This window comes from Alteribacter keqinensis, from assembly GCF_003710255.1.
Classification (GTDB): Bacteria; Bacillota; Bacilli; order Bacillales; family Salisediminibacteriaceae; genus Alteribacter; species Alteribacter keqinensis.
The window spans coordinates 40,926-66,987 of record NZ_RHIB01000005.1 but is presented as its reverse complement, the minus strand read 5'-3'; the positions used below and the strand labels follow the sequence as shown (position 1 = coordinate 66,987).

Sequence of the window (26,062 nt, the reverse complement as noted above, 5' to 3'; positions counted from 1 at the left end):
ATGATTTGTCCAGTGACGATAGCGAAGAGGTCACACCCGTTCCCATGCCGAACACGGAAGTTAAGCTCTTCAGCGCCGATGGTAGTTGGGGGCTCTCCCCCTGTGAGAGTAGGACGTCGCTGGGCAATAAGAAAAAGCACCCGTTTTTAAAGCGGGTGCTTTTTTGTGCTGTTTGGGGAGGATGTAAAAGCAGGCCGTGGACCGGGTTTCCCGAACAATCGCACCTCTGAATAAAAAGATATCCTGAAAAATGGAGCACTTATCCTGACAAATTTTCATTTAGCCTGAACACCCGGTCGCAGTTAAAAAAGAAGGCGGCCTTGGAGGCCGCCACCTCCCTTTTCACTCCAAACACCTTCCTCCCAATATCTACCGATCCTCATTACTCTCCTCCACGGAAAGCTTCTTTCTTTGAAGGAGCAAGACCAGCACTCCCACTGCCGGAATGAAAGCAAGCCAGGAGAAGCGGAGGTGCCATTCATATTTAGCCAGCCAGAATGTAATCCATACTACGACAAGCAAATCGACTGTCATTGTACTTACGAGGTGAGAAGACATAAACGCCTCTCCATAAGCGGTTACGGAACCACCGGTAATGGCGGTCAAATATAAAGTTACTGCAATAAATAAGGCAAACACGATGGTGATAGGATGGAGCAGGACACTTCTAAGCCAGCCAGGCCCCCTCGCTTCCCGTCGGGTCACATCTTTACGAAAAGCCAGGTAAGGGAGAATACTAAAAGCTCCGAGTCCGAACGAAAAAAGAGCAAAAGGCCAGGCAGGCCAGCGACAACGGTCTTTTGGAATTAAAAGCATCAGGAAAATAACCGGATAAAGACCAAGCATGCTGAATACGGCTGTAACGAGAGGATCAACATTGGAAAAATCCCCTGATACTAAGGCCCTGGCGGTTGGGTCGTCCCCAAATCCGTGTCCGGGAGCCAGAAAAATAGTGTAGCTTAGCAACAATATCCATACAAAAAGAAACATTTTTTTCATAAACCGCCCCTTCCTGTCATACAGATCTTCTCCACACTATACCCTGTTTCTTTTTATTTTGTCCTCTTTAAAATTGGGCACAAGGACGAAGAACACTGCATATAGTGAAGCATCAACCAAATTCGAATAAATCTGCCTTTTCTCGTCCATACTGGGAATGGAGGTGGAGAAGCGATGAAAGGAATGTTGGCATCGAAACAAACAGATCAGTTACAAGAATGCTTGATTTGTAAAAAAGAAAAAGGACACGGTATTCACTTATTAGACCACTTTATTTGTGAATCCTGTGAGCATGATCTGGTCTCAACAGACACGTCAGAGGCAGAATATCAGGAGTATTTGCTGAAGTTGAGAAAAATAAGAGATTCATTGTTTCAAAACAAACGGTCAATCCATTAAAGGGCTGGTGCAAAATTGAATAGGAATATCAAAAAAAACAGATGACCTGTTGCTGAGGCAGAGGTGTCTGTTTTTTATTATTGTCTCAGGTGTGAAAACACTTCCCCATGCCAAATATCCATGCCGGCTTGTGCAGTTACAAAAAAGCATTCATCTCTAGTATAATAAAGGGAGCAAAGCTGATTGAAGGTGAACTCATAAATGGACCAGCGGCGTATGCCCTTAGTCGAACAATTGATTACATATAAAAACACAGCCCCTGTCTCCTATCACGTCCCCGGACATAAAAATGGAACTGTCTTTCAAGAAGAGGCACACCGCCTTTTTAATGACGTTCTCTCTATAGATGTAACAGAGATTAAAGGGATGGATGACCTGCATCATCCGGAAGGTGTGATTGGTGATGCTGAACAACTGGCTGCAGATCTGTATGGTGCAGAACACACCTCCTTTCTTGTAGGCGGCTCTACAGCCGGTAATCTGGCCATGATAGTGGGGTCCTTTTCCGTAAATGATATTGTTCTTGTCCAGCGGAACAGTCACCAGTCTGTGTTTCACGGCCTGGAGGTTTCAGGAGCAAGACCGGTATTTATTGAGCCGGTTATAGATAATGAAACCGGAATGCTTCTAGGAGCGGACCTGAATGCTGTTAACGATGCGCTGAAACTATATCCGGAGGCGAAAGGACTCATTCTGACCTCACCAACCTATGAAGGGTATGTACAGCCGCTGGAGCTTATAATTAAAAAAGCTCATGAAGCAGGAGTTATGGTGATGGTAGATGAAGCTCATGGCGCACACTTGATTGAAGTCCAGCGGGACTGGCCGGCTTCATCCCTTAAAGCCGGGGCTGATGTTGTTGTGCAGTCGGCCCATAAGATGTTGCCGGCAATGACAATGACGGCCTTCTTGCACATGCAGGGGTCGCGGGTTGACAAAGCTGCGGTCAAGCGCCACCTGCGTATGTTTCAATCAAGCAGCCCATCCTATCCTTTAATGGCATCACTGGATGCGGCAAGAGCATACCTGGCAGCATTTTTACCCGATCGTTATGAGAGATTATATAAAAAAGCAGCGGACTTTAGAAAGAAGCTGGGGACAATACCACAGTGGGATATAGCTCCCTTGAAGATCGCTGAATTTCTCCAGGATCCTTTAAAGATTGTGTTGATCAGCCGTTCGACTGCCACTGGACTGATGCTTCAGAATTCTTTAAGCAGCCACGGTATTTATCCTGAGCTGGCAAATGACAATTACCTTGTGTTAACCCTTCCCTTATCATTGGAATGGTGTGATACAGTTGAAAAAATAAGGGAGGCTGTCAGTCATTATCCGGTAATACGTGAAAAAGAATGTATCGCTATCGAAGCGTTAAGAGAGCCGGTGACTGAACTTTCATTTTCGTATAAAGAAATGGCTTCAAAAGAGACATGCTTTCATGATGTTCAAGACGCTGCCGGGCAGGTGGCGGCAGAAGATGTTGTCCCTTATCCACCGGGCATTCCCCTTATTATGAACGGGGAGCGGATCAAGCCCCGCCAGCTTGAAAGGTTAAAGGAGCTTATTGAATCGGGAGCTTCGTTTCAAACCGGCACAGCATGGCTTCATAAAGGGCTTAAAGTATACAAGAAGGATTGAAAAGTGAGGAGATTCTAACGTGAATGGTTTGTTTATAACATTTGAAGGGGGCGAAGGTGCGGGTAAAACAACGGTCCTTCGTGCCATTAAAGATAAACTGGAAAAAGAGGGCTGTACTGTAACGAGTACACGGGAGCCCGGAGGAAGTGTGATTGCTGAAAAAATCAGGCAGATCATCCTGGATGTTGCTCATACAGAAATGGATGAAAGGACGGAAGCTCTCCTTTATGCTGCTGCACGGAGGCAGCATCTTGTGGAAACGGTACTGCCTGAGCTTGAGAAAGGGAACCTGGTTCTTTGTGACCGGTTTATAGACAGCAGCCTAGTCTATCAAGGAGTGGCCAGAGGAATTGGTGTAGAAGAAGTCCTGAATATGAATCTTTTTGCCACTGCAGGGCTGATGCCGTCCCTTACGCTGTACTTTGACCTTGATCCGAAAGTGGGCCTGTCCCGAATATCAGATAATGATGGAAGAGAAAATAACCGGCTTGATCAGGAAAAGCTTGATTTTCACTATCGTGTAAGAGAAGCGTACCAGTCTCTTGTGAAAAAGGATCCTGAACGGATTCAGACAATCAATGCAGAAGAAAGCCTCGATCAGGTTATTGAGGAAGCATGGGTTAAAATCCGTTCTTTCCTTAATATGGACGCCGAAAAACGCTAAATGTATTTAAAAACAGGGAGAGGTCTGTCACAGATTGACCTTTTAGCTGTTATAATATAGAAAAGAAAGCAGGTTTAACCCCTGCTCGGTACACAAGGAGGAAGTTACGATGAAATTAATTGTAGCTGTGGTACAGGATAAAGACAGCAACCGCCTTTCAGATGCGCTTGTTGAACATAACCATCAGGCAACAAAACTTGCCAGTACAGGCGGGTTCCTGAAAGCGGGAAACACCACCTTTATGATTGGTACCGAAGATGAGAATGTGGACGATGTTCTTAAGATCATTAATGATAACTGCAAGTCCCGGGAGCAGCTTGTTGCACCGATCTCGCCTATGGGAGGCAATGCCGATTCCTACGTTCCCTATCCTGTCGAGGTACAGGTAGGCGGAGCAACAGTCTTTGTACTGCCGGTAGACCAGTTCGAAAAGTTTTAATGGAGGCTAGTACATGAATTGGGAACAACTAGCAAGCACTCAGCCTACGGTTGTTAAGATGATAAATAACAGTCTGAAAAAAAACCGCCTTGCCCATGCATATTTGTTTGAAGGAGGAAGAGGGACCGGAAAGCGTCAGGTGGCACAGCAGCTTGCCAGGTCTTTCTTCTGCTCAGATGTCAATGACGGAGAGCCCTGCGGAAGGTGCTCTGACTGCAGGCGGATCAAATCGGGTAACCATCCCGATGTTCATTTGATAAAAACGGACGGGCAGACAATTAAAGTCGACCAGATCCGTCATTTGAAAAAAGAGTTCAGTTACCGGGGAATGGAGTCCGCTAAAAAGGTCTATCTTGTAGAGGATGCGGAGAAAATGACGCCCAATGCCGCCAACAGTATCCTGAAATTCCTCGAAGAACCGGACGGAGAGGCTCTGGCGGTACTGATGACTACACAGTACCACCGGATTCTTAAAACAATTGTATCGCGGTCCCAGGTGCTCTCTTTTGCTCCTTTACCACCGGACAAGCTTGTTAAGGAAATGATCAAAGAAGGTATCTCTAAAGCCCAGGCCCAGGTGGCCGCACAGCTGACCTCCGATCTGGAGGAAGCAAAAGGGCTCTGTGAAGAGAATTGGATTGCACAGGCAAGAACCAAAGTGATACAATTAACAGATGAAGTATCTAAGCGTCCAAGGTACGCTTATTTAATGCTTCAGGATGGCTGGATGGGCTTTTTTAAAGAAAAAAGTGAGATGCAAACCGGTCTCGACCTCTTAATGATCTGGTACCGAGATGTGATTCGTATGCAACTGGATCAGCAGAATGAACTTGTCTTCTTCGATCAGGAAGAGCGTCTTAAAGACGAGGCATTGAAGGTGTCCCAGATGAAACTGGGAAATAACCTGACTGCGATTCTTGAGGCAAAACGCCGTCTCGATGCAAATACCAGTCCTCAGTTGGTTATGGAGCAGCTGCTCCTTCGGTTACAGGAGGGATAACGTGCATCAAGTAGTAGGTGTCCGATTTAAAAAAGCGGGGAAGATCTATTATTTTTCTCCGGGTACAATAGATATAAACACAGACGATTATGTCATTGTTGAGACTGCGAGAGGCGTGGAATTCGGCAAAGTCGTCATCGGCCCCAAAGAGGTTGATGAAAAGGATGTCGTGCTACCTTTAAAAAGCGTTCTCAGGCTTGCCACGGAAAAGGATAAGCTCGTGGTTCAGGAAAACCGTGAAGAAGCAAAAAAGGCCTTTGATGTCTGCTTTAAAAAAATCGACGAACATAAGCTTGAAATGAAGCTTGTGGACGTGGAATATACATTCGACCGAAATAAGATTCTCTTTTACTTTACTGCAGACGGAAGGATTGATTTCCGTGAGCTTGTAAAAGACCTTGCTTCCATTTTCCGCACACGTATTGAATTAAGACAGATCGGGGTGCGGGACGAGGCTAAAATGCTTGGAGGCATCGGGCCTTGCGGACGTATGCTCTGCTGTTCAACGTTTCTGGGTGACTTTGAGCCTGTGTCCATTAAAATGGCAAAAGATCAGAATCTTTCTCTTAATCCTACAAAGATATCCGGTCTCTGCGGGCGCTTAATGTGTTGTCTGAAGTATGAAAACGACATGTACGAAAGCGCGAAAAAAGAATTACCGGATATAAATGAGCATATTAAAACAAGCTATGGTAAAGGGAAAGTGGTTGGATTAAATATGCTTGAGCGCCTTGTGCAAGTCGAGTTGTTTGAAGCGCAGCGCGTGGTCGAGTATACATTGGATGAACTCATGAAAGAAGGAGCAATCGCCAACGAAACCACGAATTAATGAGGTGTGGGGATCGTGAATAAAAAAGAGATTTTTGCACGCGTCAGCCATATGGAAGAGCGCATTGGCGGTCTACATCATGAGCTTGGGGAATTAAAGGAGCAGCTTGCTCTTCTCCTTGAAGAAAACCATCATTTGTCGATTGAAAACAATCATTTGCGCACACGTCTTGATGGGAAAACCCAGGCAAAAGATCAGAAAAAACCCCAGCGGAAAATGTCAAAGCCTGACCGTAAAGAAGCGAAGCAAACGGAATTCGGCGAAGGGTACGATAACCTGGCCCGTCTTTATCAGGAAGGCTTTCATATCTGCAATCTGCATTATGGGAGCATTCGTAAAGAAGGCGATTGTTTATTCTGCCTCTCGTTTCTCAATAAAAAATAATCGTATTCAAGTCTTTCCGAGTTCATACCGGGAAGACTTTTTTTCCATCATTTGAACAGGGGAGTACGTGTATGGACAAACAACATCACGAAGAGCGTGTTGACTTTTTACCCGGAACAAAACTAGGTATTATACAAAGGCGAGACGTGTTTGTTTTTTCGACAGATGCGGTATTACTATCAAAGTTCGCAAGCATACCGAAGCGGGGCGGGCGGATGATTGACTTGTGTGCAGGGAACGGAGCGATCCCAATGATGCTCACGAAAAGAACCGATGCCCCGATCGATGCGGTGGAGATTCAGGAACCTCTTGTGGATCTTGCGCTAAGAAATATGAAGAATAACGGTCTGGATAAACAGGTGAACGTCATTCATCAGGATATTACGAAGCTTCATGGCGATGTGGCTTGGGGGCGGTATGATGTGGTTACCTGTAACCCGCCTTATTTTCCCATGACAGTGAACGAGCGGGACAGAAACGAGAATAAAACCATTTCTCTGGCGAGGCACGAGATTACATGTACGATAGACGATGTCGTACGGATTGCCTCCAGGCTGGTAAAATACCGAGGGAAATTTGCCCTTGTACACAGACCCGAACGCCTGGCTGATATTATGTCGGCTCTTCGTACATATGACTTGGAGCCAAAGAGGATTCAGTATGTACATGGAAAGCGGGGAAAAGAAGCGAACATGGTCCTGATCGAAAGCATGAAAAGCGGAAGTCCAGGCCTGAAAACTCTTTTTCCTATTTCAGTTTACGGAGAAGACGGACAGTACTTAAAGGAGTTTAAAGACCATTATGAATCATGGTAGTCATTACGTGTACATACTGGAATGTAACGACGGAACGTATTACACGGGATATACGACAAATGTTGAGAAGCGGCTTCAGGCTCATGCATCAGGTCTCGGTGCTAAATACACGAGAGGCAGGGCGCCGCTGGAAGTGGTTTATGAAGAGCTGTTCCTGTCAAAGGGAGAAGCGTTAAAAGCTGAGTACAGGATAAAACAGTTATCAAAGGCACAGAAGCGTGCGTTAATTTTAAAGAAAGGCTGTTTTGGAAAACGAGTGTAGTTTTTCGTAAATAGATGAAGAAGCCGGAGTACCCGAATACTCCTGCAGGAATTGGCGCCAGGGTGAGACCCCGGACTGCGGAGCAGGAGGAGGCTCACCGGCGCCCCCGCGGAAATACAGGGTACCCAGGCTTTATATTTATAACTGTGTTTATGATAAAGTACACTTAGCAACAATCTATACTAAAAGAGAGTATAGAACAGAGGAGGTGAGCAGGATGTTTGTTCAAAAAAGCTTTAAAGATCAAGATGAAAAAGGGACGCTGTATCTTGTTCCGACTCCGATCGGGAACCTGGAGGATATGACGTACCGGGCGGTGTCTATATTAAAGGAAGCAGACTTGATTGCTGCAGAGGATACGCGAAATACAAAGCGCCTCTGCCACGTGTTCGAGATTGAAACAAAGCTTGTGAGTTATCATGAACATAATAAAGCAGAACGGGAAGAGTTTCTTATAGACAAACTTGCTGACGGAAGCATTATTGCTCTTGTAAGTGACGCCGGTATGCCTGCTATTTCAGATCCAGGTCAGGAATTGGTGGCCAGGTGTATAGAAGAAAAGATCACCGTTGTCCCGCTCCCCGGAGCCAATGCGGCTGTTACCGGACTTATTGCATCAGGATTGTCGACGGATTCGTTTACTTTTGTCGGTTTTTTGAATAGGAAAAAGAAAATCAAACGAGAAACACTCAATTACTGGAAAAATCATGAATCTACGATGATCTTTTATGAGGCGCCGCACAGGATTACAGCCACGTTAAAAGAAATGCTGGAGACGTTAGGCAGCCGTAAAGCCGTATTATGCAGAGAGCTGACGAAAAGATACGAGGAATTTGTCCGTGGGACACTGAAGGAGCTCCTGGAGCATTGTGAAGCAAACCAGATCAAAGGAGAGTGCGTTCTTTTTGTAGAAGGAGCACCGGAAGGCAGCAGCGGCGAGACCGGCGAAGTTTGGTGGGAAACCCTTGATACAGTTGAACATGTAAAAGCCTATATGGAAAAAGGAGAATCATCAAAAGACGCGATTAAGCAGACCGCAAAGGACAGAGAGATGAACAAGCGGGAAGTGTATAAGCTTTACCATACAGACGGCTCTTAAGTAAAAAAAAGCCTGAAACCATTACGGTTTCAGGCTTTTAAAGTTTCAGCTGCTTACTTGCTTTGTTTCTCAAGGTAGCTTTGAAGGTCGTTAACGATTTCCTGTGCTCCCTGAGGGCTTAGGATGATCTTGCCGCCGGCAAGGGACAGGTTGTCATCTGAAACCTCTCCAGTAAGTTGACAAGTCATGTTAGGCTTGTACTTTTTCAAGATGATACGATCATCGTCCACGTAAATCTCAAGAGCGTCCTTCTCTGCAATGTCCAATGTACGGCGCAATTCGATTGGAATAACCACGCGGCCGAGTTCATCGACCTTTCTTACAATACCTGTTGATTTCATGAATCATTCTCCTCCCATAAAGAAAAATTCGTATTTTTAAAAATAGAGTAGTCAAACTTCGACAAAATCTTTCAAACTTAGAATACCAACTCTTCCAAAAGAAGTCAACGTGAAAACGTTTATATTCAAAGTTTTTGTCAATTTTTTAGAATTGAAGATTAGTAAAACGGCGATAAAATGCAGTGTTATCAGCGTTTTCTAAACAAAACAGCGAATATGGTAATTACTTCCCTAAATTTAATGTAAATGAAAAGAGTACTGATTTTCGAAAATGAAAGACTTTTATACAGAAAATCACTAAACCATTCGACATGATCTTCCTGCTTGTGTCCATAATTAACGGCATTTGGAAAGAAAAATAGTGTCCGTAAAAAGTTGGCTGCAAACGACCGGGTCATTTGGGTGCGGTTTAGAGTAAGAAAAAGCCAACCACCTCACGTTTCTTCATCAGACGTTGGTGTAATACTGGTCACCTGATTATTCCTTTACCCTGTTTGACGGAAAATGACACCTTTTTTCATAAAATAAGGTAAATTACTTTGGGTGCGTAAAGTGTGTGTGAACTTTTTAACAGAAGGTTTAGTTAAAGGAGGTCTGGTCAATACTTGTTACTGAATAGAAGTATTGCCATCTGCCGGGCTATGATTTCTTGACAGTGGCAGGGGCATTGGTTATATTTTAATGAGAATACACGATGTTTTCCAATGATCGGATGAGTAGAAAGAGAGCATTCATTTCCAGAGAGCCGGGGCAGCTGAAAACCGGTATGAACAGCCCTTTTGAATATGGTCCGGAGAGGAGCTCCGCTTTCGAGTGGCATTGGCCATAAGGGGGCGACGTACGCCTGCGTTACAGGCACTGGTTACAATGTAACCGATAGAGCCCTGTGTTTGTGAAAAAACAGGGGAATCTGGGTGGTACCACGTGAGTATGATGCTCTCGTCCCAATTGAGGGATGGGTGCTTTTTTTATGGAAAAAAACGCCTCGCAAAGGTGAAGGAGGAAGATAAACATGAGTGAAAACAAAACGTTTTATATTACAACACCGATCTATTATCCGAGCGGAAAGCTTCACATCGGTCACGCGTATACAACAGTGGCGGGTGATGCGATCTCACGCTACAAGCGTCTTCGGGGGTACGATGTGCGTTACCTTACAGGAACGGATGAGCACGGGCAGAAAATTGAGCTGAAAGCAAAGGAAGAGGGAGTCAGTCCACAGGCTTATGTAGATGAAGCTGCTAAAAATATTAAAAGCCTGTGGAGTAAACTGGACATTTCCTATGATGACTTTATTCGCACAACAGAACCTCGGCATAAAGACGTGGTTCAAAAAATCTTTGACCAGCTCCTTGAACAGGGAGATATCTACTTGGACGAGTACGAAGGCCTTTACTGTACGCCGTGTGAATCATTCTTTACGGAACGTCAGGCAGAAGGAGGAAACTGCCCTGACTGCGGACGCCCTGTTGAAAAAGTCCGGGAAGAGTCCTACTTCTTCAGAATGAGTAAATATGCTGACAGACTGCTGAAGTATTATGAAGATAATCCTGAGTTTATCCAGCCTGAATCACGCAAAAAAGAAATGATCAACAACTTCATTAAACCTGGTCTGGAGGACTTAGCCGTTTCACGTACTTCATTTGACTGGGGAGTAAAAGTAAAGAGTAATCCAAAGCACGTTGTGTATGTATGGATCGACGCTCTTTCCAACTATATTACTTCTCTTGGGTATGCAAGTGATGACGATTCCCTCTATAAGAAGCACTGGCCTGCAGACGTTCATCTTGTAGGAAAAGAAATTGTCCGTTTCCATACGATTTACTGGCCGATTATGCTGATGGCGCTGGATCTTCCCCTGCCAAAAAAAGTGTTCGGTCATGGATGGCTTCTCATGAAGGACGGCAAAATGTCCAAGTCGAAAGGGAACGTTGTGGACCCCGTTCCTTTAATTGACCGCTACGGACTGGACGCACTTCGGTATTACCTCCTTCGTGAAGTTCCTTTCGGCTCTGATGGGGTCTTTACACCGGAAGGGTTCGTTGACCGCTTGAACTATGACCTGGCAAACGACCTTGGCAACCTTCTGAATCGTACGGTTGCCATGATCAATAAATATTTTGACGGTGAAGTGCCGAATTACGTTAAAGATGCGACTTCCTACGACGAACCCCTTGTTGACCTTGTAGAGGCTACGGTGGAAAAAGTAGAAGCGGCCATGGAAGACATGGAATTTTCCGTTGCCCTGACAGCCATCTGGCAGCTTGTGAGCCGAACAAATAAATATATCGACGAAACACAGCCGTGGATCCTGGCAAAAGATGAAGAGGCGAAAGAGCAGCTTGGTTCCGTGATGTATCACCTGGCAGAGTCTCTCCGCCACGTCTCCATCATGATCCAGCCTTTCATGACTGAAACACCTCAGAAAATCTGGAATCAGCTCGGAGTAGCCGAGGAAGATACAGAGTGGGAGAGTCTCCATCAATTCGGCCGCTTAAAGAACGGGTCCCGTGTCGTGAAAAAAGGTGAACCTTTGTTCCCGCGCCTTGATGTAAAAGAGGAAGTGGCCTACATCGTGGAATCCATGGGCGGACAGGTGCTTACGGAGGAAGAGCAGAACCGGGAAGCTGAAAAGAAAGAAAAGAATGTTCCGCAAGTGGATGAAATCACGATCGATGATTTTACAAAAGTTGAGCTTAGGGTTGCCGAAGTTTTAGAAGCTGAGCCGGTGAAAAAAGCCGACAAACTGTTAAAGCTTCAGCTTGATCTCGGCTTTGAGAAGCGCCAGGTCGTATCCGGCATAGCTAAACACTATAAGCCTGAAGAGCTTGTTGGCAAGAAAGTGATCTGCGTGACAAACCTGAAGCCCGTGAAGCTTCGCGGTGAATTGTCACAAGGGATGGTGCTTGCAGGTTCTGAAGGGAAAGACTTAAAACTTGCTACGATCGATCAGTCTCTTCCTAACGGGGCTCAAGTAAAATAAGAAGATGAGCCCGGCACGAGTTGCCGGGTCTTTTTCGTAAATGCTGCTTTGAACCCTGAATGCACGATGGTTTTTCATCGGCATTCAGGGCTTGCCTGAAGCAGGCAGGAGGAATTGTTTGGGGTAGCGTTGTGTAAAGCGAGGCGATTCCTTACTATAGAGGCTGGATTCCTTGAAACAGAAGGTAAATCCCTGAAGATGTGCTGTTATTCCTTAAACCGTCTATTTTTTCCTGAAAATTGAATTCAGCTGGCTGATCCCTGAAAAAAAACAGAATTCCTGAATCCGCAGATCGGACGTCCTTAATAAGCATGCTGTGTTAAAGATCATTTTTAAATAAGTTGATTGTTTCATGTGAAACATGGCTTACCGGCGCATTAGTACCAGAGTTTAACAAAAGCAATAAGCAAAGAAAGGATGATACACATGTTATTTGATACCCACGTGCATTTGAACGCCGATCAGTTTGAAGACGATGTAAATGATGTAATCGAACGTGCGCAGCAGGCAGGCGTGAAAGAAATGGTCGTTGTAGGTTTTGATGAAAAAACAATCAATAAGGCAATGGCACTTGTTGAACAATATGACTTTTTATATGCGGCCGTCGGCTGGCATCCCGTCGACGCTGTTGATATGACAGATGAACACCTTGCCTGGATCGAAGAACTCTCTGCCCATCCGAAAGTGGTAGCCATCGGTGAAATGGGTCTTGATTATCACTGGGACAAGTCACCTGCCGAGGTTCAAAAAGAGGTGTTCCGAAAGCAGATCCGCCTCGCCAAAAAGCTCAACATGCCAATTATTATTCATAACCGGGAAGCGGACCAGGACGTTGTGGATGTGCTGAAAGAAGAAGATGCAGGGGAAGTGGGAGGAATTATGCACTGCTTTGCAGGGGACATGGCGATTGCAAAACAATGTCTGGATATGAACTTTCACATTTCCTTCGGCGGTCCGGTTACGTTTAAAAACGCCAGACTTCCAAAAGAAGTTGCAGCACAGATTCCAATGGAGCGTCTTCTTATTGAAACAGACAGCCCTTTTCTTGCCCCCCACCCAAACCGGGGAAAGAGAAATGAACCGGCTTATGTGACTCTTGTTGCCGAAAAGCTTGCTGAATTAAAAGGTGTCTCCTATGAGGAATTGATAGAAGAAACACGAATAAATGCGAAAAGACTTTTTAACATAAACTGACATGATTCGGTGTCGAAGGATAGGCAGGATTGTCAAAGTAATGAATCGAGACCTATTTTTCTACACCGTTTTTTCATACTTTTGTCGTGAATGTCGAGTGATAATTCTTTACTTTCCCATCAAAGGTCGACGATAATACTAGGAAATGGTTCTCAGAACCGAATTGACAAGAAAGGTGGATAGGGGTAAAATGTGAAAATTGAAGGAGGCGTTCTGACTATGAATGATAGGATGAAGCGGTTTTTTTCCAGGTTATTCACATGGAAGAAGCTGGCCATATCCGGCGTCGGCCTTGCTATTGTGCTGGCCGCACTTGGATTTGTATTCTATGAAATTACGAAAACAAGTGTCACGATCTATGCGGAGGATGTGGAGCATGAAGCAGTCACCCACGCAGGTACAGTAGAAGAGGTCTTGGTAGAACAAGGAATAGAAGTAGGCTTTCATGATCACATTGAGCCATCACTTGATACTTTAATCACCGACGAAACTGACATAACGATAATAAGAGCCAATCAAATTACGATGATGATTGACGGAGAGCGAACGGTCGTTTGGACGACTGCCACAACCGTGGAGGAGCTACTCCGGGAGGTTGACCTCGACATAGGTGAGCACGATTTTCTCTCACCATCAACAGAAACTAAAATCACCTCTGAAACCGATATTGTGTACGAACCGGCCTTTGAAGTCACGGTATACATAGACGGAAAAGAAGAGAATATCATGACCACTTCGACGACTGTCGCTGACTTTTTAGAACAACATGAGATAATGCTGAACGAGCTGGATAAAATTGAGCCGGCTGTCGAAGAGCGTTTGAACAACGAGACGGACCTTACGGTTGTCCGCGTAGAAAAGGTCACCGATGTCGTGGAAGAAGCTGTTGATTTTGCAACAGTAAGAAAAAACGACTCATCTCTTGATCAGGGAAATGAGAAGGTCGTAAACAGCGGAAAAGACGGAAGACTGAAAAAACATTATGAAGTTATTTTTGAAGACGGAGAAGAAGTATCCAGAGAATTAGTAAAAGAAGAGATGGTCGAAGAAAGTGAAGACCGTATCGTGGCAGTTGGGACGAAATCACCGGCTCCTGTAACCACAACGGTGTCACGTGGTTCTTCCTCTAATTCTTCCGCCTCTTCCGACAGCAGCTCAACCAGTGCATCAGCGGACGGTTCTTCAAACAATACATCAAGTGATACATCAAGCAATACTTCCAGCTCATCTTCGTCGTCATCCGGCTCTTCAAGTTCCGCGGCGTCGAATAGTTCATCTTCAAGTTCAGGAAGTTCGTCCTCCTCCTCATCGTCTTCATCAGGGAGCTGGCAGACGTTTGAAGCCACTGCCTATACAGCGAACTGTACCGGATGCTCAGGGATTACTGCTACAGGTATTAACCTGAAGGATAATCCGGATGCAAGGGTAATTGCAGTTGACCCGAGTGTCATCCCATTGGGATCCCGGGTTGAAGTCAAAGGGTATGGAACGTATCTGGCAGGCGATACGGGCGGAGCGATCCAGGGGCGCAAGATTGATATCTTTATGCCGAGTGGAGCGGGCTCGTTCGGGAGAAGGTCTGTAGAAGTGCGGATTTTAGATTAACCTATACCATGATATACTAAATAGACACAGGAATTATCCTGTGTCTATTTCTGCGTGACGAAAGTAATCAACGCTGTATTCCTAAACATTGCTGTGTAAAGAGGGTATTCTTGGTTTACGGTTGATCAGAGGGAGCGTAAGACTCGGAATTCAACACCTAATTCTAAATTTTCCTTGTAATAAAGCTGGTTCTTTAAAGATTGTTGCTTTTGCTGGAAAAGGTAATGAAGCCGGAATGCCTGAGACTCCTGTGGCAGAGGGGGCCAGGCAAGACCCCGCAAAGCTTTAGCTTGAGGAGGTTTGCCGGCACCGCCACGGAAAACGAAGGGTATGGAGGCTTCATTTCTACCCTGAATGAAGTATGAATAACAGCAGTTTATTCGAAAACAGTTTGTAATAAAGAAGATGATACAGCTATATCCTATATGCAGCAATTTTTAAGAAATAAGCGATAATAAAAGAGGTTTATTGTGATTATAAAAGAGATGATCGTTGTCGAAGGAAAAGACGACACAAAAGCGTTAAACAGAGTGGCCCGGTGCGACACGATAGAAACGAACGGATCTGCGTTAAATGACGTGACCATCGAAAAAATCCGGCTGGCAGCAGAGCGCAGAGGGGTCATTATTTTTACAGACCCTGATTATCCCGGTGAGAAGATCCGCCGGACGATTGAAGCGGCTGTTCCTGGGTGTAAGCATGCCTTTTTGCCAAAGGAGCTTGCCAAAAACCACCGGGGAAAAATCGGAGTTGAAAATGCATCGGATGAAGCGCTCCTTGAAGCTCTTGAACATGTCCGAAGTCCGGGCGAGGAGCCCGGTGAAGAGATTACAATGGATGATCTGATGACTGCTGGATTAATCGGTGGCGCAGGATCAAAAGAGAAGAGAGAAGAGCTCGGGCAGAAGCTGAAGATCGGATATGCCAACGGGAAGCAGCTTCACAGAAGACTGATGCAGTTTCACATCACCAGGGAGGAATTTATCAGTGCCCTTGACTACAGTGAAGAGAAAGAAGAGTGACCTTTTATGAATAATAAAGATATTGCAACGCCGAAACGGACGAAAGAGATCCTCGAAAAACACCGTTTTTCCTTTAAGAAAAGCCTGGGGCAAAACTTCCTTATTGACACGAACGTTCTCCGGAACATTGTCGATACTGCGGGTGTGACAGAGAACACTTCAGCAATTGAAGTAGGACCCGGTATCGGAGCTTTGACTGAACAGATCGCAAAAAGAGCAGGGTCTGTCACAGCCCTTGAAATCGACCAGAGGCTTCTGCCGATCTTAAGGGATACACTGGCTCCTTATCCTCATGTAAATGTCATTCATAAAGATGTGCTTGAAGCAGATCTTCATACGCTGATAAATGAACAGATCGAAAAGAAAGATGATCTTGTTGTGGTGGCGAACCTTCCTTACTATGTCACGACACCGATTTTAATGAAACTTCTTGAAGAGAAACTTCCTCTCAGGGCTATTGTGGTCATGATACAAAAAGAAGTAGCTGAGCGGATTGCTGCAAAGCCGGGGACAAAAGATTACGGTTCTTTGTCCATTGCCTGTCAGTATTACGCAAAAGCTGAAACGGTGCTCACTGTACCGAAGACGGTTTTTGTTCCTCAGCCAAACGTTGATTCGGCAGTTCTCCGCCTGACAATCCGTGAAGAACCGCCGGTATCGGTTAAGGACGAGGGGTTCTTTTTCAGAATCATCCGCGGATCATTTACCCAGCGCAGAAAGACGCTTTTAAACAACCTGGTTCACCATTTTGATGCGAAAAAGGAAAAAGCATTGATTATTGAACTGTGCGAACAGGCTGGTATTGATCCGAAGAGACGCGGAGAAACGCTGTCCATGGAAGAATTCGCACGATTGAGCGATGTTTTTGTCGAGCATTACAGTCTGAACGAATGATTTGAATAGGGGAACTGATACGCCTTCTCTCGCATACGTTATCGTGTGAGGAGGCGTTTGTCATGCGAGGGATTAAAATCGGCCAGGTCGTTGGGAGGGCATCCTACAAGTGTGATGTCCTGTTCAGGGTTGTGGCCATCAACGGGGATGTTGTCGAACTTTTCGGGGAAGAGATGCGTTTAGTAGCGGATGCCCCGATCGACGATTTAGTCGTTATGGAAGAAACGGATCGAAAGCGTCATAGTAACCAGTTTAAAGAAAAAGAGGAGAGCTGTTATCATCTTTTTCGACAGGATCGAAAGCTCATACGGGAGCAGACGGAGTACGAAATTACCTCAGGTTATACAGAGAAACAGTCTTTTTTTGAGCTGCCGGGACGAATCCTCCATATAGACGGTGACCCTCTCTACCTTAAAAAGTGTACGGCAGTGTATGACCGTCTGGGTGTGCCTGTATACGGCGTTCATATTGCAGAAAAAGAAATGCCTCTTCAAGTAGCCTCTCTGATTGAAATGGTCCGTCCTGATATTCTGGTTATTACAGGACATGATGCTTACATGAAAAATAAAGGTTCAAAAACGGACATGAAGGCGTACAGAAACTCCCGGTATTTTGTCGATGCCGTTAAAGAAGCAAGGAAGGTTGTTCCCTACATGGACCACCTTGTTATTTTTGCAGGTGCGTGCCAGTCGTACTTTCAAGCGATTTTAAGAGCCGGTGCCAATTTTGCAAGTTCACCTGAACGAATCAATATACACGCACTCGATCCCGTTTATGTGGTTTCCAAGATCAGCCTCACTCCATTTATGGAGCGTGTGGCATTATGGGATATGCTGAAGCATACGTTAACCGGGGAGCGGGGAATGGGAGGCATTGAAACAAAAGGATCTCTCAGAAGAGGCATACCAGTGGAACAGGAAGAAATCGAAGAATAGCGTAAAAAGAGTTACGGGTGTGAAGGACCTGGAGCTCTTTTTTTATTGTCAGGAGAGTTTGGGCGGTAGTTTATCCTGAACAATCGACAATTTATCCTGAGAAGGGCAAATCCCCTTCTGTTTACATAAAAATGAGAAGTTTGCACAAACTACGTAAACAAGGATTTCAATGTCAGTAAGGTGTGCAAAAATTGCCGAAAAGGCAAGGGAATCTTTTGTTGACAGTCACTATGATACATTGTTATAATTTAAACTTTATTTTAATTTGACAACGATGTCGAATGGTGGTATTGTATATACAGTGAGGTGGAGTGGAATGGGAAAAACGTTGATTGAAATTAAACGCACATTAGACGCAAACGTCGGGAAAAAAGTCACGATTAAAGCAAATGGCGGAAGAAGAAAGACGATTGAACGTTCTGGTCTGCTGGAGGGAACGTATCCTTCAGTGTTTATTATCAAGCTTGATCAGGATGCCCACGCATTCGAACGCGTATCATACAGCTATACTGATGTACTGACAGATACGGTTCAACTGTCACTTCCAGAAGAAGAAGCAACCACAGAGTCTGTTTAACTGTCACTCGAGAAGTGTCTTTTAACATGCGATTATTCAAAAAAACGTCTAAGGGAACGATCTTAGGAAATTTTTTGGATAATCGTTTTTTATTTGTCCGAAATTCTTCCATTGAAGCCAAAAGACGCATGAAAGTTAAGGTGCTCACAAGGTAACACTATAAGCGTCACTGTTAATGGGAGGGTTTAACTATGGGCAGAAGAAGAAGAGGCGTTATGTCAGAAAGTTTTAAAGAAGAGCTGGCAAAAGATTTAGGCTTCTATGATACTGTTCAACGTGAAGGCTGGGGCGGCATCCGTTCACGGGACGCCGGAAACATGACCAAGCGGGCAGTTGAGATAGCCCAACAGCAGCTGACCGGACAAAACCAGAACAGACACTAAAAACGAACGTAACAGTGACATGAGGTTCAAAAGACCGACTGGTCTTTTGGGCCTCTTTTTTTAACAGGAGAATATTGCAGGTGTCCTCCGCGGAAAGCAAGGATCTTCCGGCTGCATCCCGCTTCAAAACGTCTTTTCTATCAAAGCTTGTTGCCTTTGTTGACAAGATCGATGAAGCCGAAGTGCCTGAGACTCCTGCGGTAGTGGGGGCCAGGCAAGACCCCGCAGTGCGTCCACTGAAAAAGTCAAAGTCTCGTTATTAAAAAAGTGTTGATTGGAGCGCAATGAGTAGAAATCACCACCTGAGTTTAACAGAGCCTTTGACAAAGGAAATAATTACGCCATTTTTCCGGCAAAACTGGTTCACCTAACCGAGTAATGGTAAAATAGCGAAAGCGACAACGTTCGGGAAAATGCCAGAAAAAGTAGGTGGATGACGTGCATCGAATTGTGAAAGCACCAGCGAAAATTAATTTGACACTTGATGTATTAAGAAAACGTAACGACGGTTACCATGAAGTTGAAATGGTCATGACAACTGTGGATCTGGCCGATCGTATACACTTAACTGTTTTATCGGAAGGAACGATGACCATTGATGTGGATAAGGGATTTGTTCCGAGCAATGAACAAAACCTTGCCTACAAAGCTGCAAAACTTCTGAAAACACGATTTAACGTTCAGGAAGGTGTACATATTTATATTGAAAAAAACATCCCGGTTTCAGCGGGGCTTGCGGGTGGAAGCACAGATGCGGCTGCGACGTTAAGAGGCCTGAATGATTTATGGAATCTCGGTCTCAGTCTCGATGAGCTCGCGGAACTTGGAGCTGAAATTGGTTCCGATGTTCCTTTCTGTGTTTACGGTGGTACAGCCATTGCAAGGGGGAGAGGCGAAAAGCTTGAACACATCCCTGCGCCGCCGCCGTGCTGGGTGGTCCTTGTTAAACCGCCGATGGGTGTATCAACCAAGGATATATATGGAAAGTTAAAAGTGGATTCACTGAAACATCCGGATACAGCCAGCATGGTTGAGGCGATCAAAGAAAAGGATTTTAACCGTATTTGCAAAGAGCTTGGAAATGCCATGGAAGAAGCGACGTTTTCTTTGAATCCCGAAGTACTCAACTTGAAGAAGCGGGTCAAGGGATTTGGCGCCAACGGTGTACTGATGAGCGGGAGCGGGCCGACGATTTATGCCCTTGTTCAAAATCAGTCCCGGGCAGACCGGATCTATAATGGACTGAAAGGGTTTGTGGATCAGGTTTTTGTTGTGCGTCTGTTGGGGTCCCGTCACGAATAATCGGATATGCGTTTGTAAAATCCGTACAATAATGATATATTAACTATAAATATTCGGGTTTTACAAGGAGGGTAACGATGAAATTTCGCAGAAGCGGGCGGCTGGTGGATATGACCCATTATTTAATGGATAATCCCCACCGGCAGGTGCCTCTTACTTATTTTTCTGAGCGTTACCATGCGGCTAAATCGTCCATCAGTGAAGATTTGTCAATTGTAAAAGAGATGTTTGAAGCTAAACAGATTGGCACTCTGGAAACGGCTGCAGGAGCTACGGGAGGAGTTACGTTTATTCCGAGGGTGGATAAATCGGAAGCAACGACCTTTCTTAACGGCCTGTGCGAACGGCTGGAGGATCCGGAAAGGATTCTTCCCGGCGGCTATTTATACATGATGGATATTATCGGAGATCCGTCTCTGGTTCAGTCAATCGGACGTATTTTCGCCTCACGCTATCGTGACGGGGAGGTTGATGCCGTCATGACAATGGCTACAAAAGGCATCCCTCTTGCATATGCAGTAGCTGCACAGCTCAATGTACCGGTGAGTATCGTGCGCCATGAACACAGAATTACAGAAGGTTCTATTGTGAGCATCAATTATGTTTCAGGTTCTAAAAAGCGGATCCAGACAATGTCTTTGGCAAGACGAAGCTTAAAGCCCCAGTCCAACGTGCTGATCATTGACGACTTCATGAAGGCAGGGGGAACGATCCGGGGAATGATGGAGCTTGTGAGCGAATTCCAGTCAACGGTGGCGGGGATCGGTGTCCTGACCGAAGCGACTCATGATGAGGAGCCCCTTGTGGCAGACTATGTGTCATTAACGAAGATTTCTCAGGTGAATGCAAAAGAAAAAACAATTAAAGCTGAAATCGGAAACATTTTCTGACCGGCAAAACAAAGACCGTTCCTTTAAAATGAGGAGCGGTCTTTTTGTTTTTCTGGCACAAAACTTGCATTAAATACAGGGTGAAACTTCACTTTTAATCTACAGGAGGAATCTAATATGAGAGACGTTGTTATTGTAAGTGCTGCACGGACCCCGATCGGAAATTTTGCAGGAGGACTGAAAGATAAGTCAGCCGTGGAGCTTGGAACCATCGCTGCTGAAGGTGCCATCGAAAGAGCGGGGATCGATCCTTCAATTATTGATGATGTACTGATCGGGAATGTCCTTTCAGCGGGACTTGGGCAGAATGTTGCACGCCAGATCTCCCTGCACGCAGGACTCCGGGATACGACGCCGGCTACAACAATAAACAAACTTTGCGGTTCGGGACTGAGAACGGTCAGTATGGCAGCCCAATTTATTGCACTTGGGGATGCAGACGTTATTTTAGCCGGAGGAACGGAGAGCATGAGTAATGCCCCTTATGTATTGCAAAATGCAAGGTGGGGACAGCGCATGGGTGACGGCAGAATGATTGACACGATGCTTCGTGACGGGCTCACCGATGCATTTAAGGATATTCACATGGGAATGACAGCAGAAAATATTGCTGAGCGCTGGGAGCTGTCCCGTGAAGACCAGGATGAGTATGCACTAACGAGCCAGCAAAGGGCGGAAGCAGCTCAAAAAGAGGGGCGGTTTGATGAAGAAATCGTACCTGTAGAAATTCCCCAGCGTAAAAAAGAAGCGCTGATCGTCAAAGACGATGAATTTCCAAAGCACGGAATGACGCTGGAGAAGCTCGCAAAGCTCCGTCCGGCCTTTAAAAAAGACGGAACAGTGACTGCAGGGAATGCGTCGGGTATTAACGATGGGGCTGCAATGGTGATTGTGATGTCAAAAGATAAGGCAGACGAGCTCGGTATTGAACCCCTTGCCACCATCACATCCTACGGCAATGCAGCGCTGGATCCGGATATTATGGGATACGGTCCCGTTCCGGCTACAGAGAAGGCGCTAAAACGGGGGGGCCTTTCAATAGACGATATGGACCTGATTGAAGCGAATGAAGCCTTCGCTGCACAGTCACTATCGGTGACAAAAGACTTGAAAATGAACCGGAAAAAAGTGAACGTGAACGGAGGCGCGATTGCTCTGGGGCATCCAATTGGAGCTTCAGGAACGCGGATACTTGTGACACTGCTGCATGAAATGAAACGCCGTGATGCCAAACGCGGACTTGCGACTCTTTGTATTGGCGGTGGCCAGGGGACCTCTCTGATTGTGAGCCGTTAACATAAAGCAGGGCCAAAGAACCCGTTTTTTGCTATACTGATTTTGACGGACTGAGGAGGTGGGAGCATGAACGAGGGCGTACCGGCAAAAGCAGCAATGAAAAAACCCCCTGTTATTTTATACACAGATGAAAGCATGCAGGAAGCAGCGGCAAAGATGTATCACATGAAAAATTACGATGCCCCTGTAATTGATGATGCAGGCCATGTGGTAGGAAGCTTGTCTGGTGATACGCTTATGACAGCAATGATGAAAGGGCTCTCACCTCAGACGAAAGTAGAAGAGATGATGGAAAGGCAGGTATCTGCTGTTCTGGAAGGTGACCTGCCCCTTCCGTCATTTAAGTGGAATCCGGCAACGATACCGGTTGTAAATGAATCGCGAAATCTAACAGGGATTTTATATCCTGAAGAATGGTTTGCGGCGGTGGAAAAAGACGCAAAACAGAGAAGGGATATTCTTGAAGCTCTCCTGAACGGCGAAGAGGAAGGAGTTGTCGTAATCGGGGACGGCCACAAGGTGATCTTCTCCAACAGGCAGGCCGAAAAGCTCCTCTCTATTCATTCCGGAGACCGGATCACGGATGTGCTGGATAAAAACAAGATCACAGATGTATTATCTGATCAATTATCAGAAGAGACTTATTCTTTTTATGTAAAAGATAAGAAGATGCGTGTGAAAAAGCAAACGATTACAGCCGGTAAAAAAACGTTTATTGCTCTTTGGTTCAAAGAAATGGCCCCTTCTTTTACGAATGGAGAAGAAGAGGGTTGGAAAGAAAAAGCAGAGCAGATGGAAACCATCCTCGAGCTTGCCTACGACGGCATCATTATGGTGGACAGGCACGGAGTCATTACAATGATCAGTAAGGAATATGCTTCTTTTCTGGAAATGGATGAACAAGACATCATCGGGCGGCACGTGACGGATGTGATCGAACATACCCGCATGCATATTGTTGCTGAAACAGGAAAACCGGAAATCGCGGACATACAGCCGATTAAAGGGGATTATATGGTGGCCACCAGGCTGCCGATCTTTAAGGACGGCAAGCTTGAGGGAGCAGTTGGGAAGGTGCTGTTCAAAAACCTCGGTGGATTTAAAGCTTTGAAAAAGCGGATGGAAAAGCTTGAAAAGGAGCTCGCGAACTACCGGGGAGACTGGAACGAAACAAACCGGGCGAAGTATCAGTTTGATCAGCTCATCGGAACAAGCTCTGAATGGACGAAAGCAAAAGAGCTGGCGTTAAAGGCATCTGAAACGGAATCCAGTGTCTTACTCCTTGGAGAAAGCGGGACGGGGAAAGAACTTTTTGCCCATGCGATTCATAATGCCAGTCCACGTTCGCCGGGTCCGTTTGTAAAAGTGAACTGTGCTGCGATCCCGAATGATCTGATTGAAAGTGAATTGTTCGGTTACATCGAAGGATCGTTTACAGGGGCAAAGCGCGGGGGAAAGAAAGGGAAGTTCGAAGCTGCTGACGGAGGTACGATCTTTCTTGATGAGATTGGTGAGCTGCCGATTCATATGCAGGTAAAGCTCCTCCGGGTATTACAGGAGCGGGAGGTAGAGAAGGTCGGTGCTACTTCGGCAAAACCAGTGGATATCCGTGTCATTGCTGCCACTAACCGCAACCTCGAAAAAATGATCGGAGAAGGGGATTTCCGCCTTGACTTGTTTTACCGGTTAAATGTATTTTCCATTCACATCCCTCCTTTAAGGGAGCGGCCGGAAGACATTGAACAGCTTGTCCCCTATTTCCTGAAAAAGCTCTCGTTAAAGCTTGGCAAGGAAGTGAAATATATAGACCGCACGGCGATGGATACCCTCGTCAAATACAACTGGCCGGGTAACACGAGGGAGCTTGAAAACGTGATCGAGCGGACGGCGAATGTGGTTGATTCCTATCAGACGATCACCTCTGTACACCTGCCTGATAAACTTACCGGCGTAAAAGTAAAGGAAAAGCCTGAGCCTCTCAGCGAACAAATGCGGGAGGCGGAAAAACAGGCGATATTACATGCACTTCGCTATACAGAAGGAAACAAATCGCAGGCAGCCAAACTTCTCGGTGTAAGCAGAACAGCATTGTATGAAAAAATAGCCAGAATGAAGTAACGAGAGCGTCTCATCAGGTGACAGTATACCTGATGAGGCGCTTTTTTTGTGCAAAATTGGTTCTCATGATTAAAATATTGACGTTAGAAGTACCTGTAAACAAGGAATAAATAAAAAAGATAAATTATTTTGTCGGAATAAGACCGAAATAACCATTTCACCAGTAAAAGTGTAATGTAAAGTGAACATAAACATAAAAACGGTTCATTATTGTAAAGAAAAACGAACACTAAAAATGAAAGCGTTTAAATAAATGTTCGGAATTATTTACAATTGCGTTGGTTTTTTATCATTTTGTGAACGTTTTGTGGCTTTTTTGTTTAAAAAAGCTGGCACTGATCTTGCATATTATTTGGGCACAACCAAAATGAGCAGGAGGCCATGCACATGAGTAAAGTGATGACAGCTAAAGAAGCCGTAAAGAAAATAGAAAGCGGTTCCATGATTGCCACGGGGGGATTTGTCGGAAACGGGCACCCTGAAGAGCTTACCCAGGCACTGGAAGAGCGTTTTCTTGAAGAAGGAGCACCAAGAGATTTATCTCTCGTCTATGCTGCGGGACAGGGTGACGGCAAAGACCGGGGGCTTAACCACCTTGGTTATGAGGGGCTTGTAAAAAGAGTCATCGGCGGTCACTGGGGGCTTGCACCGAAACTTCAAAAGCTTGCTATTGAAAACAAAGTCGAAGCGTATAACCTTCCCCAGGGGGTTATTACTCACCTCTTCCGTGACATTGCAGCCGGAAAGCCGGGGACACTTTCCCATGTCGGGCTCAGAACATTTGTAGATCCGAGAAACGGCGGAGGGAAAATTAATGAGTGCACAAGTGAGGACTTGGTTGAACTTATGACTGTAAGGGACCGGGAGTATTTGTTTTACCGGACGTTCCCTGTTCATGTCGCAATCATCCGTGCTACCTACGCGGATGAGTTTGGAAACGCCACCATGGAAAAAGAGGTAGCTAGCCTTGAGATTTTATCAATGGCCCAGGCTGCAAAAAATTCAGGCGGGATTGTCCTTATGCAGGTTGAAAAAGTGGTGGAAAACGGAACTCTTGATCCCCGCATGGTGAAGGTGCCCGGGATTCTGGTGGACGCAGTGGTGGAAGCGAAGCAGGAGAACCATATGCAGACGTTTGCGGAAGCTTATAACCCAACCTATTCAGGAGAAGTGAGAGTCTCACTGGATAAATTAAAGCCACTACCTTTGTCCGAACGTAAAATCATTGCCAGACGCTCGGCTATGGAACTGATTCCAAATGCGATTACAAACCTCGGAATCGGTGTACCTGAGGGAGTAGCGTCGGTTGCCAGTGAGGAGGGTGTTATTCATAACATGCGTCTTACTGTGGAATCAGGGCCGATCGGGGGGATCCCTGCAGGGGGTCTGAGCTTTGGAGCTTCTACTAACCCTGATGCCATTGTGGACCAGCCTTATCAGTTTGACTTCTATGATGGAGGCGGTCTCGATCTTGCTTTTCTCGGACTGGCCCAGCTTGACCAGCAAGGAAACGTCAACGTAAGCAAATTCGGGACAAAAGTAACAGGTGCAGGAGGGTTTATCAACATTACCCAGAATGCTAAAAAAGTTGTTTTCTGCGGTACGTTTACAGCGGGAGGGCTTAACGTCTCCATCGAAGACGGAAAACTGTCGATTCTCCAAGAAGGGAAGATTAAAAAATTTGTCCGTAACGTTGAGCAGGTTACCTTCAGCGGACCTTACGCATTTGAAACCCAGCGGCCGGTTATGTATATCACGGAGCGGGCAGTTTTTGAACTAGGTCCCGACGGGCTTGTATTAAAAGAAATCGCACCGGGTGTTGACCTTGAAAAGGACATCCTGAATCAGATGGATTTTGAGCCGGTTATTTCCGAAGAACTGAAACCGATGGATATGAGTATTTTTCATAATGAAAAGATGGGACTCGGTACTCTTTGTACACCGAAAAAAACGTTAAGCGAAGTGTAAAAAATAAACGATAACAGGGAGGGGAA

The 26,062-nt window shown here is 45.5% G+C and carries 25 protein-coding genes and 1 rRNA gene; 24 read left to right on the top strand and 2 right to left on the bottom strand.

Annotation, left to right across the window (positions count from 1 at the left end):
• Positions 1 to 8 precede the first annotated feature (8 nt).
• A 5S ribosomal RNA gene (gene rrf, locus EBO34_RS20200) occupies positions 9 to 125 on the top strand.
• Between the two features lie 244 nt (positions 126 to 369).
• Here rrf and EBO34_RS20195 read toward each other — a convergent pair.
• On the bottom strand, positions 370 to 999 hold the full coding sequence (locus EBO34_RS20195) for a hypothetical protein (RefSeq protein ID WP_249414165.1): 630 nt from the start codon (positions 997 to 999) through the stop codon (positions 370 to 372).
• Between the two features lie 174 nt (positions 1,000 to 1,173).
• Between EBO34_RS20195 and EBO34_RS20190 the strand changes: the two genes are divergently transcribed.
• The 10 genes from EBO34_RS20190 to rsmI all read left to right on the top strand — a co-directional run bounded on the left by EBO34_RS20190 (position 1,174) and on the right by rsmI (position 8,528).
• The gene (locus EBO34_RS20190) at positions 1,174 to 1,398 is read left to right on the top strand and encodes a sigma factor G inhibitor Gin (protein ID WP_236785228.1); all 225 of its coding nucleotides are present in this window, start codon (positions 1,174 to 1,176) and stop codon (positions 1,396 to 1,398) included.
• A 201-nt stretch (positions 1,399 to 1,599) separates the two neighbouring features.
• Positions 1,600 to 3,036, top strand: coding sequence for an aminotransferase class I/II-fold pyridoxal phosphate-dependent enzyme (locus tag EBO34_RS20185; protein WP_122902026.1), 1,437 nt, complete (start codon positions 1,600 to 1,602; stop codon positions 3,034 to 3,036).
• A gap of 19 nt (positions 3,037 to 3,055) precedes the next feature.
• The gene (gene tmk / locus EBO34_RS20180; RefSeq protein WP_122902024.1) at positions 3,056 to 3,700 is read left to right on the top strand and encodes a dTMP kinase; all 645 of its coding nucleotides are present in this window, start codon (positions 3,056 to 3,058) and stop codon (positions 3,698 to 3,700) included.
• Between the two features lie 109 nt (positions 3,701 to 3,809).
• Positions 3,810 to 4,139, top strand: a complete 330-nt coding sequence (locus tag EBO34_RS20175) for a cyclic-di-AMP receptor (protein WP_122902022.1) — start codon at positions 3,810 to 3,812, stop codon at positions 4,137 to 4,139.
• A gap of 13 nt (positions 4,140 to 4,152) precedes the next feature.
• Positions 4,153 to 5,139, top strand: coding sequence for a DNA polymerase III subunit delta' (gene holB, locus EBO34_RS20170; protein ID WP_122902020.1), 987 nt, complete (start codon positions 4,153 to 4,155; stop codon positions 5,137 to 5,139).
• Position 5,140: 1 nt separating this feature from the next.
• A complete protein-coding gene (locus tag EBO34_RS20165) occupies positions 5,141 to 5,968 on the top strand; it encodes a PSP1 domain-containing protein (RefSeq protein WP_122902018.1) in 828 nt (275 codons plus the stop codon).
• Positions 5,969 to 5,983: 15 nt separating this feature from the next.
• Positions 5,984 to 6,352 carry a DNA replication initiation control protein YabA gene (yabA, locus tag EBO34_RS20160; protein WP_122902016.1) on the top strand — a complete coding sequence of 123 codons (369 nt, stop codon included), beginning with the start codon at positions 5,984 to 5,986 and terminating at the stop codon, positions 6,350 to 6,352.
• Between the two features lie 71 nt (positions 6,353 to 6,423).
• On the top strand, positions 6,424 to 7,167 hold the full coding sequence (locus EBO34_RS20155; protein WP_122902014.1) for a tRNA1(Val) (adenine(37)-N6)-methyltransferase: 744 nt from the start codon (positions 6,424 to 6,426) through the stop codon (positions 7,165 to 7,167).
• Positions 7,154 to 7,429, top strand: a complete 276-nt coding sequence (locus EBO34_RS20150) for a GIY-YIG nuclease family protein (protein ID WP_122902012.1) — start codon at positions 7,154 to 7,156, stop codon at positions 7,427 to 7,429. Before EBO34_RS20155 ends, EBO34_RS20150 begins: the two co-directional genes overlap by 14 nt.
• Positions 7,430 to 7,646: 217 nt before the next feature.
• Positions 7,647 to 8,528: a 16S rRNA (cytidine(1402)-2'-O)-methyltransferase gene (gene rsmI, locus EBO34_RS20145; protein WP_122902010.1), complete on the top strand. Its 882-nt coding sequence runs from the start codon at positions 7,647 to 7,649 to the stop codon at positions 8,526 to 8,528.
• 53 nt (positions 8,529 to 8,581) lie between these two features.
• On the opposite strand, the gene abrB is transcribed toward rsmI, so the two are convergent.
• Positions 8,582 to 8,869 carry a transition state genes transcriptional regulator AbrB gene (gene abrB / locus EBO34_RS20140; protein ID WP_026688710.1) on the bottom strand — a complete coding sequence of 96 codons (288 nt, stop codon included), beginning with the start codon at positions 8,867 to 8,869 and terminating at the stop codon, positions 8,582 to 8,584.
• A gap of 1,012 nt (positions 8,870 to 9,881) precedes the next feature.
• Between abrB and metG the strand changes: the two genes are divergently transcribed.
• The 13 genes from metG to EBO34_RS20065 all read left to right on the top strand — a co-directional run bounded on the left by metG (position 9,882) and on the right by EBO34_RS20065 (position 26,036).
• Positions 9,882 to 11,852: a methionine--tRNA ligase gene (gene metG / locus EBO34_RS20130; protein WP_122902006.1), complete on the top strand. Its 1,971-nt coding sequence runs from the start codon at positions 9,882 to 9,884 to the stop codon at positions 11,850 to 11,852.
• Positions 11,853 to 12,278: 426 nt separating this feature from the next.
• Entirely contained in the window at positions 12,279 to 13,046 is a 768-nt protein-coding gene (locus EBO34_RS20125) for a TatD family hydrolase (protein WP_122902004.1), read from the top strand.
• A gap of 219 nt (positions 13,047 to 13,265) precedes the next feature.
• Entirely contained in the window at positions 13,266 to 14,651 is a 1,386-nt protein-coding gene (locus EBO34_RS20120) for a ubiquitin-like domain-containing protein (protein WP_249414164.1), read from the top strand.
• Between the two features lie 470 nt (positions 14,652 to 15,121).
• Positions 15,122 to 15,673: a ribonuclease M5 gene (rnmV, locus tag EBO34_RS20115; RefSeq protein WP_183163970.1), complete on the top strand. Its 552-nt coding sequence runs from the start codon at positions 15,122 to 15,124 to the stop codon at positions 15,671 to 15,673.
• A gap of 6 nt (positions 15,674 to 15,679) precedes the next feature.
• Positions 15,680 to 16,567: a 16S rRNA (adenine(1518)-N(6)/adenine(1519)-N(6))-dimethyltransferase RsmA gene (rsmA, locus tag EBO34_RS20110; RefSeq protein WP_122902002.1), complete on the top strand. Its 888-nt coding sequence runs from the start codon at positions 15,680 to 15,682 to the stop codon at positions 16,565 to 16,567.
• Positions 16,568 to 16,629: 62 nt separating this feature from the next.
• Positions 16,630 to 17,502 (top strand): sporulation peptidase YabG, encoded by an 873-nt coding sequence (gene yabG / locus EBO34_RS20105; RefSeq protein WP_122902000.1) that lies wholly within the window; start codon positions 16,630 to 16,632, stop codon positions 17,500 to 17,502.
• Between the two features lie 316 nt (positions 17,503 to 17,818).
• On the top strand, positions 17,819 to 18,079 hold the full coding sequence (gene veg, locus EBO34_RS20100) for a biofilm formation stimulator Veg (RefSeq protein ID WP_122901997.1): 261 nt from the start codon (positions 17,819 to 17,821) through the stop codon (positions 18,077 to 18,079).
• A gap of 191 nt (positions 18,080 to 18,270) precedes the next feature.
• Entirely contained in the window at positions 18,271 to 18,462 is a 192-nt protein-coding gene (locus tag EBO34_RS20095) for a small, acid-soluble spore protein, alpha/beta type (RefSeq protein ID WP_122901995.1), read from the top strand.
• 438 nt (positions 18,463 to 18,900) lie between these two features.
• The gene (ispE, locus tag EBO34_RS20085) at positions 18,901 to 19,764 is read left to right on the top strand and encodes a 4-(cytidine 5'-diphospho)-2-C-methyl-D-erythritol kinase (RefSeq protein WP_122901991.1); all 864 of its coding nucleotides are present in this window, start codon (positions 18,901 to 18,903) and stop codon (positions 19,762 to 19,764) included.
• 77 nt (positions 19,765 to 19,841) lie between these two features.
• Positions 19,842 to 20,654 (top strand): pur operon repressor, encoded by an 813-nt coding sequence (gene purR, locus EBO34_RS20080; RefSeq protein WP_122901989.1) that lies wholly within the window; start codon positions 19,842 to 19,844, stop codon positions 20,652 to 20,654.
• Positions 20,655 to 20,771: 117 nt separating this feature from the next.
• Positions 20,772 to 21,950, top strand: coding sequence for an acetyl-CoA C-acetyltransferase (locus EBO34_RS20075; RefSeq protein ID WP_122901987.1), 1,179 nt, complete (start codon positions 20,772 to 20,774; stop codon positions 21,948 to 21,950).
• A 66-nt stretch (positions 21,951 to 22,016) separates the two neighbouring features.
• A complete protein-coding gene (locus EBO34_RS20070; RefSeq protein WP_122901985.1) occupies positions 22,017 to 24,068 on the top strand; it encodes a sigma-54-dependent Fis family transcriptional regulator in 2,052 nt (683 codons plus the stop codon).
• Positions 24,069 to 24,455: 387 nt separating this feature from the next.
• Positions 24,456 to 26,036 carry an acyl CoA:acetate/3-ketoacid CoA transferase gene (locus EBO34_RS20065; RefSeq protein WP_122901983.1) on the top strand — a complete coding sequence of 527 codons (1,581 nt, stop codon included), beginning with the start codon at positions 24,456 to 24,458 and terminating at the stop codon, positions 26,034 to 26,036.
• Positions 26,037 to 26,062 lie beyond the last annotated feature (26 nt).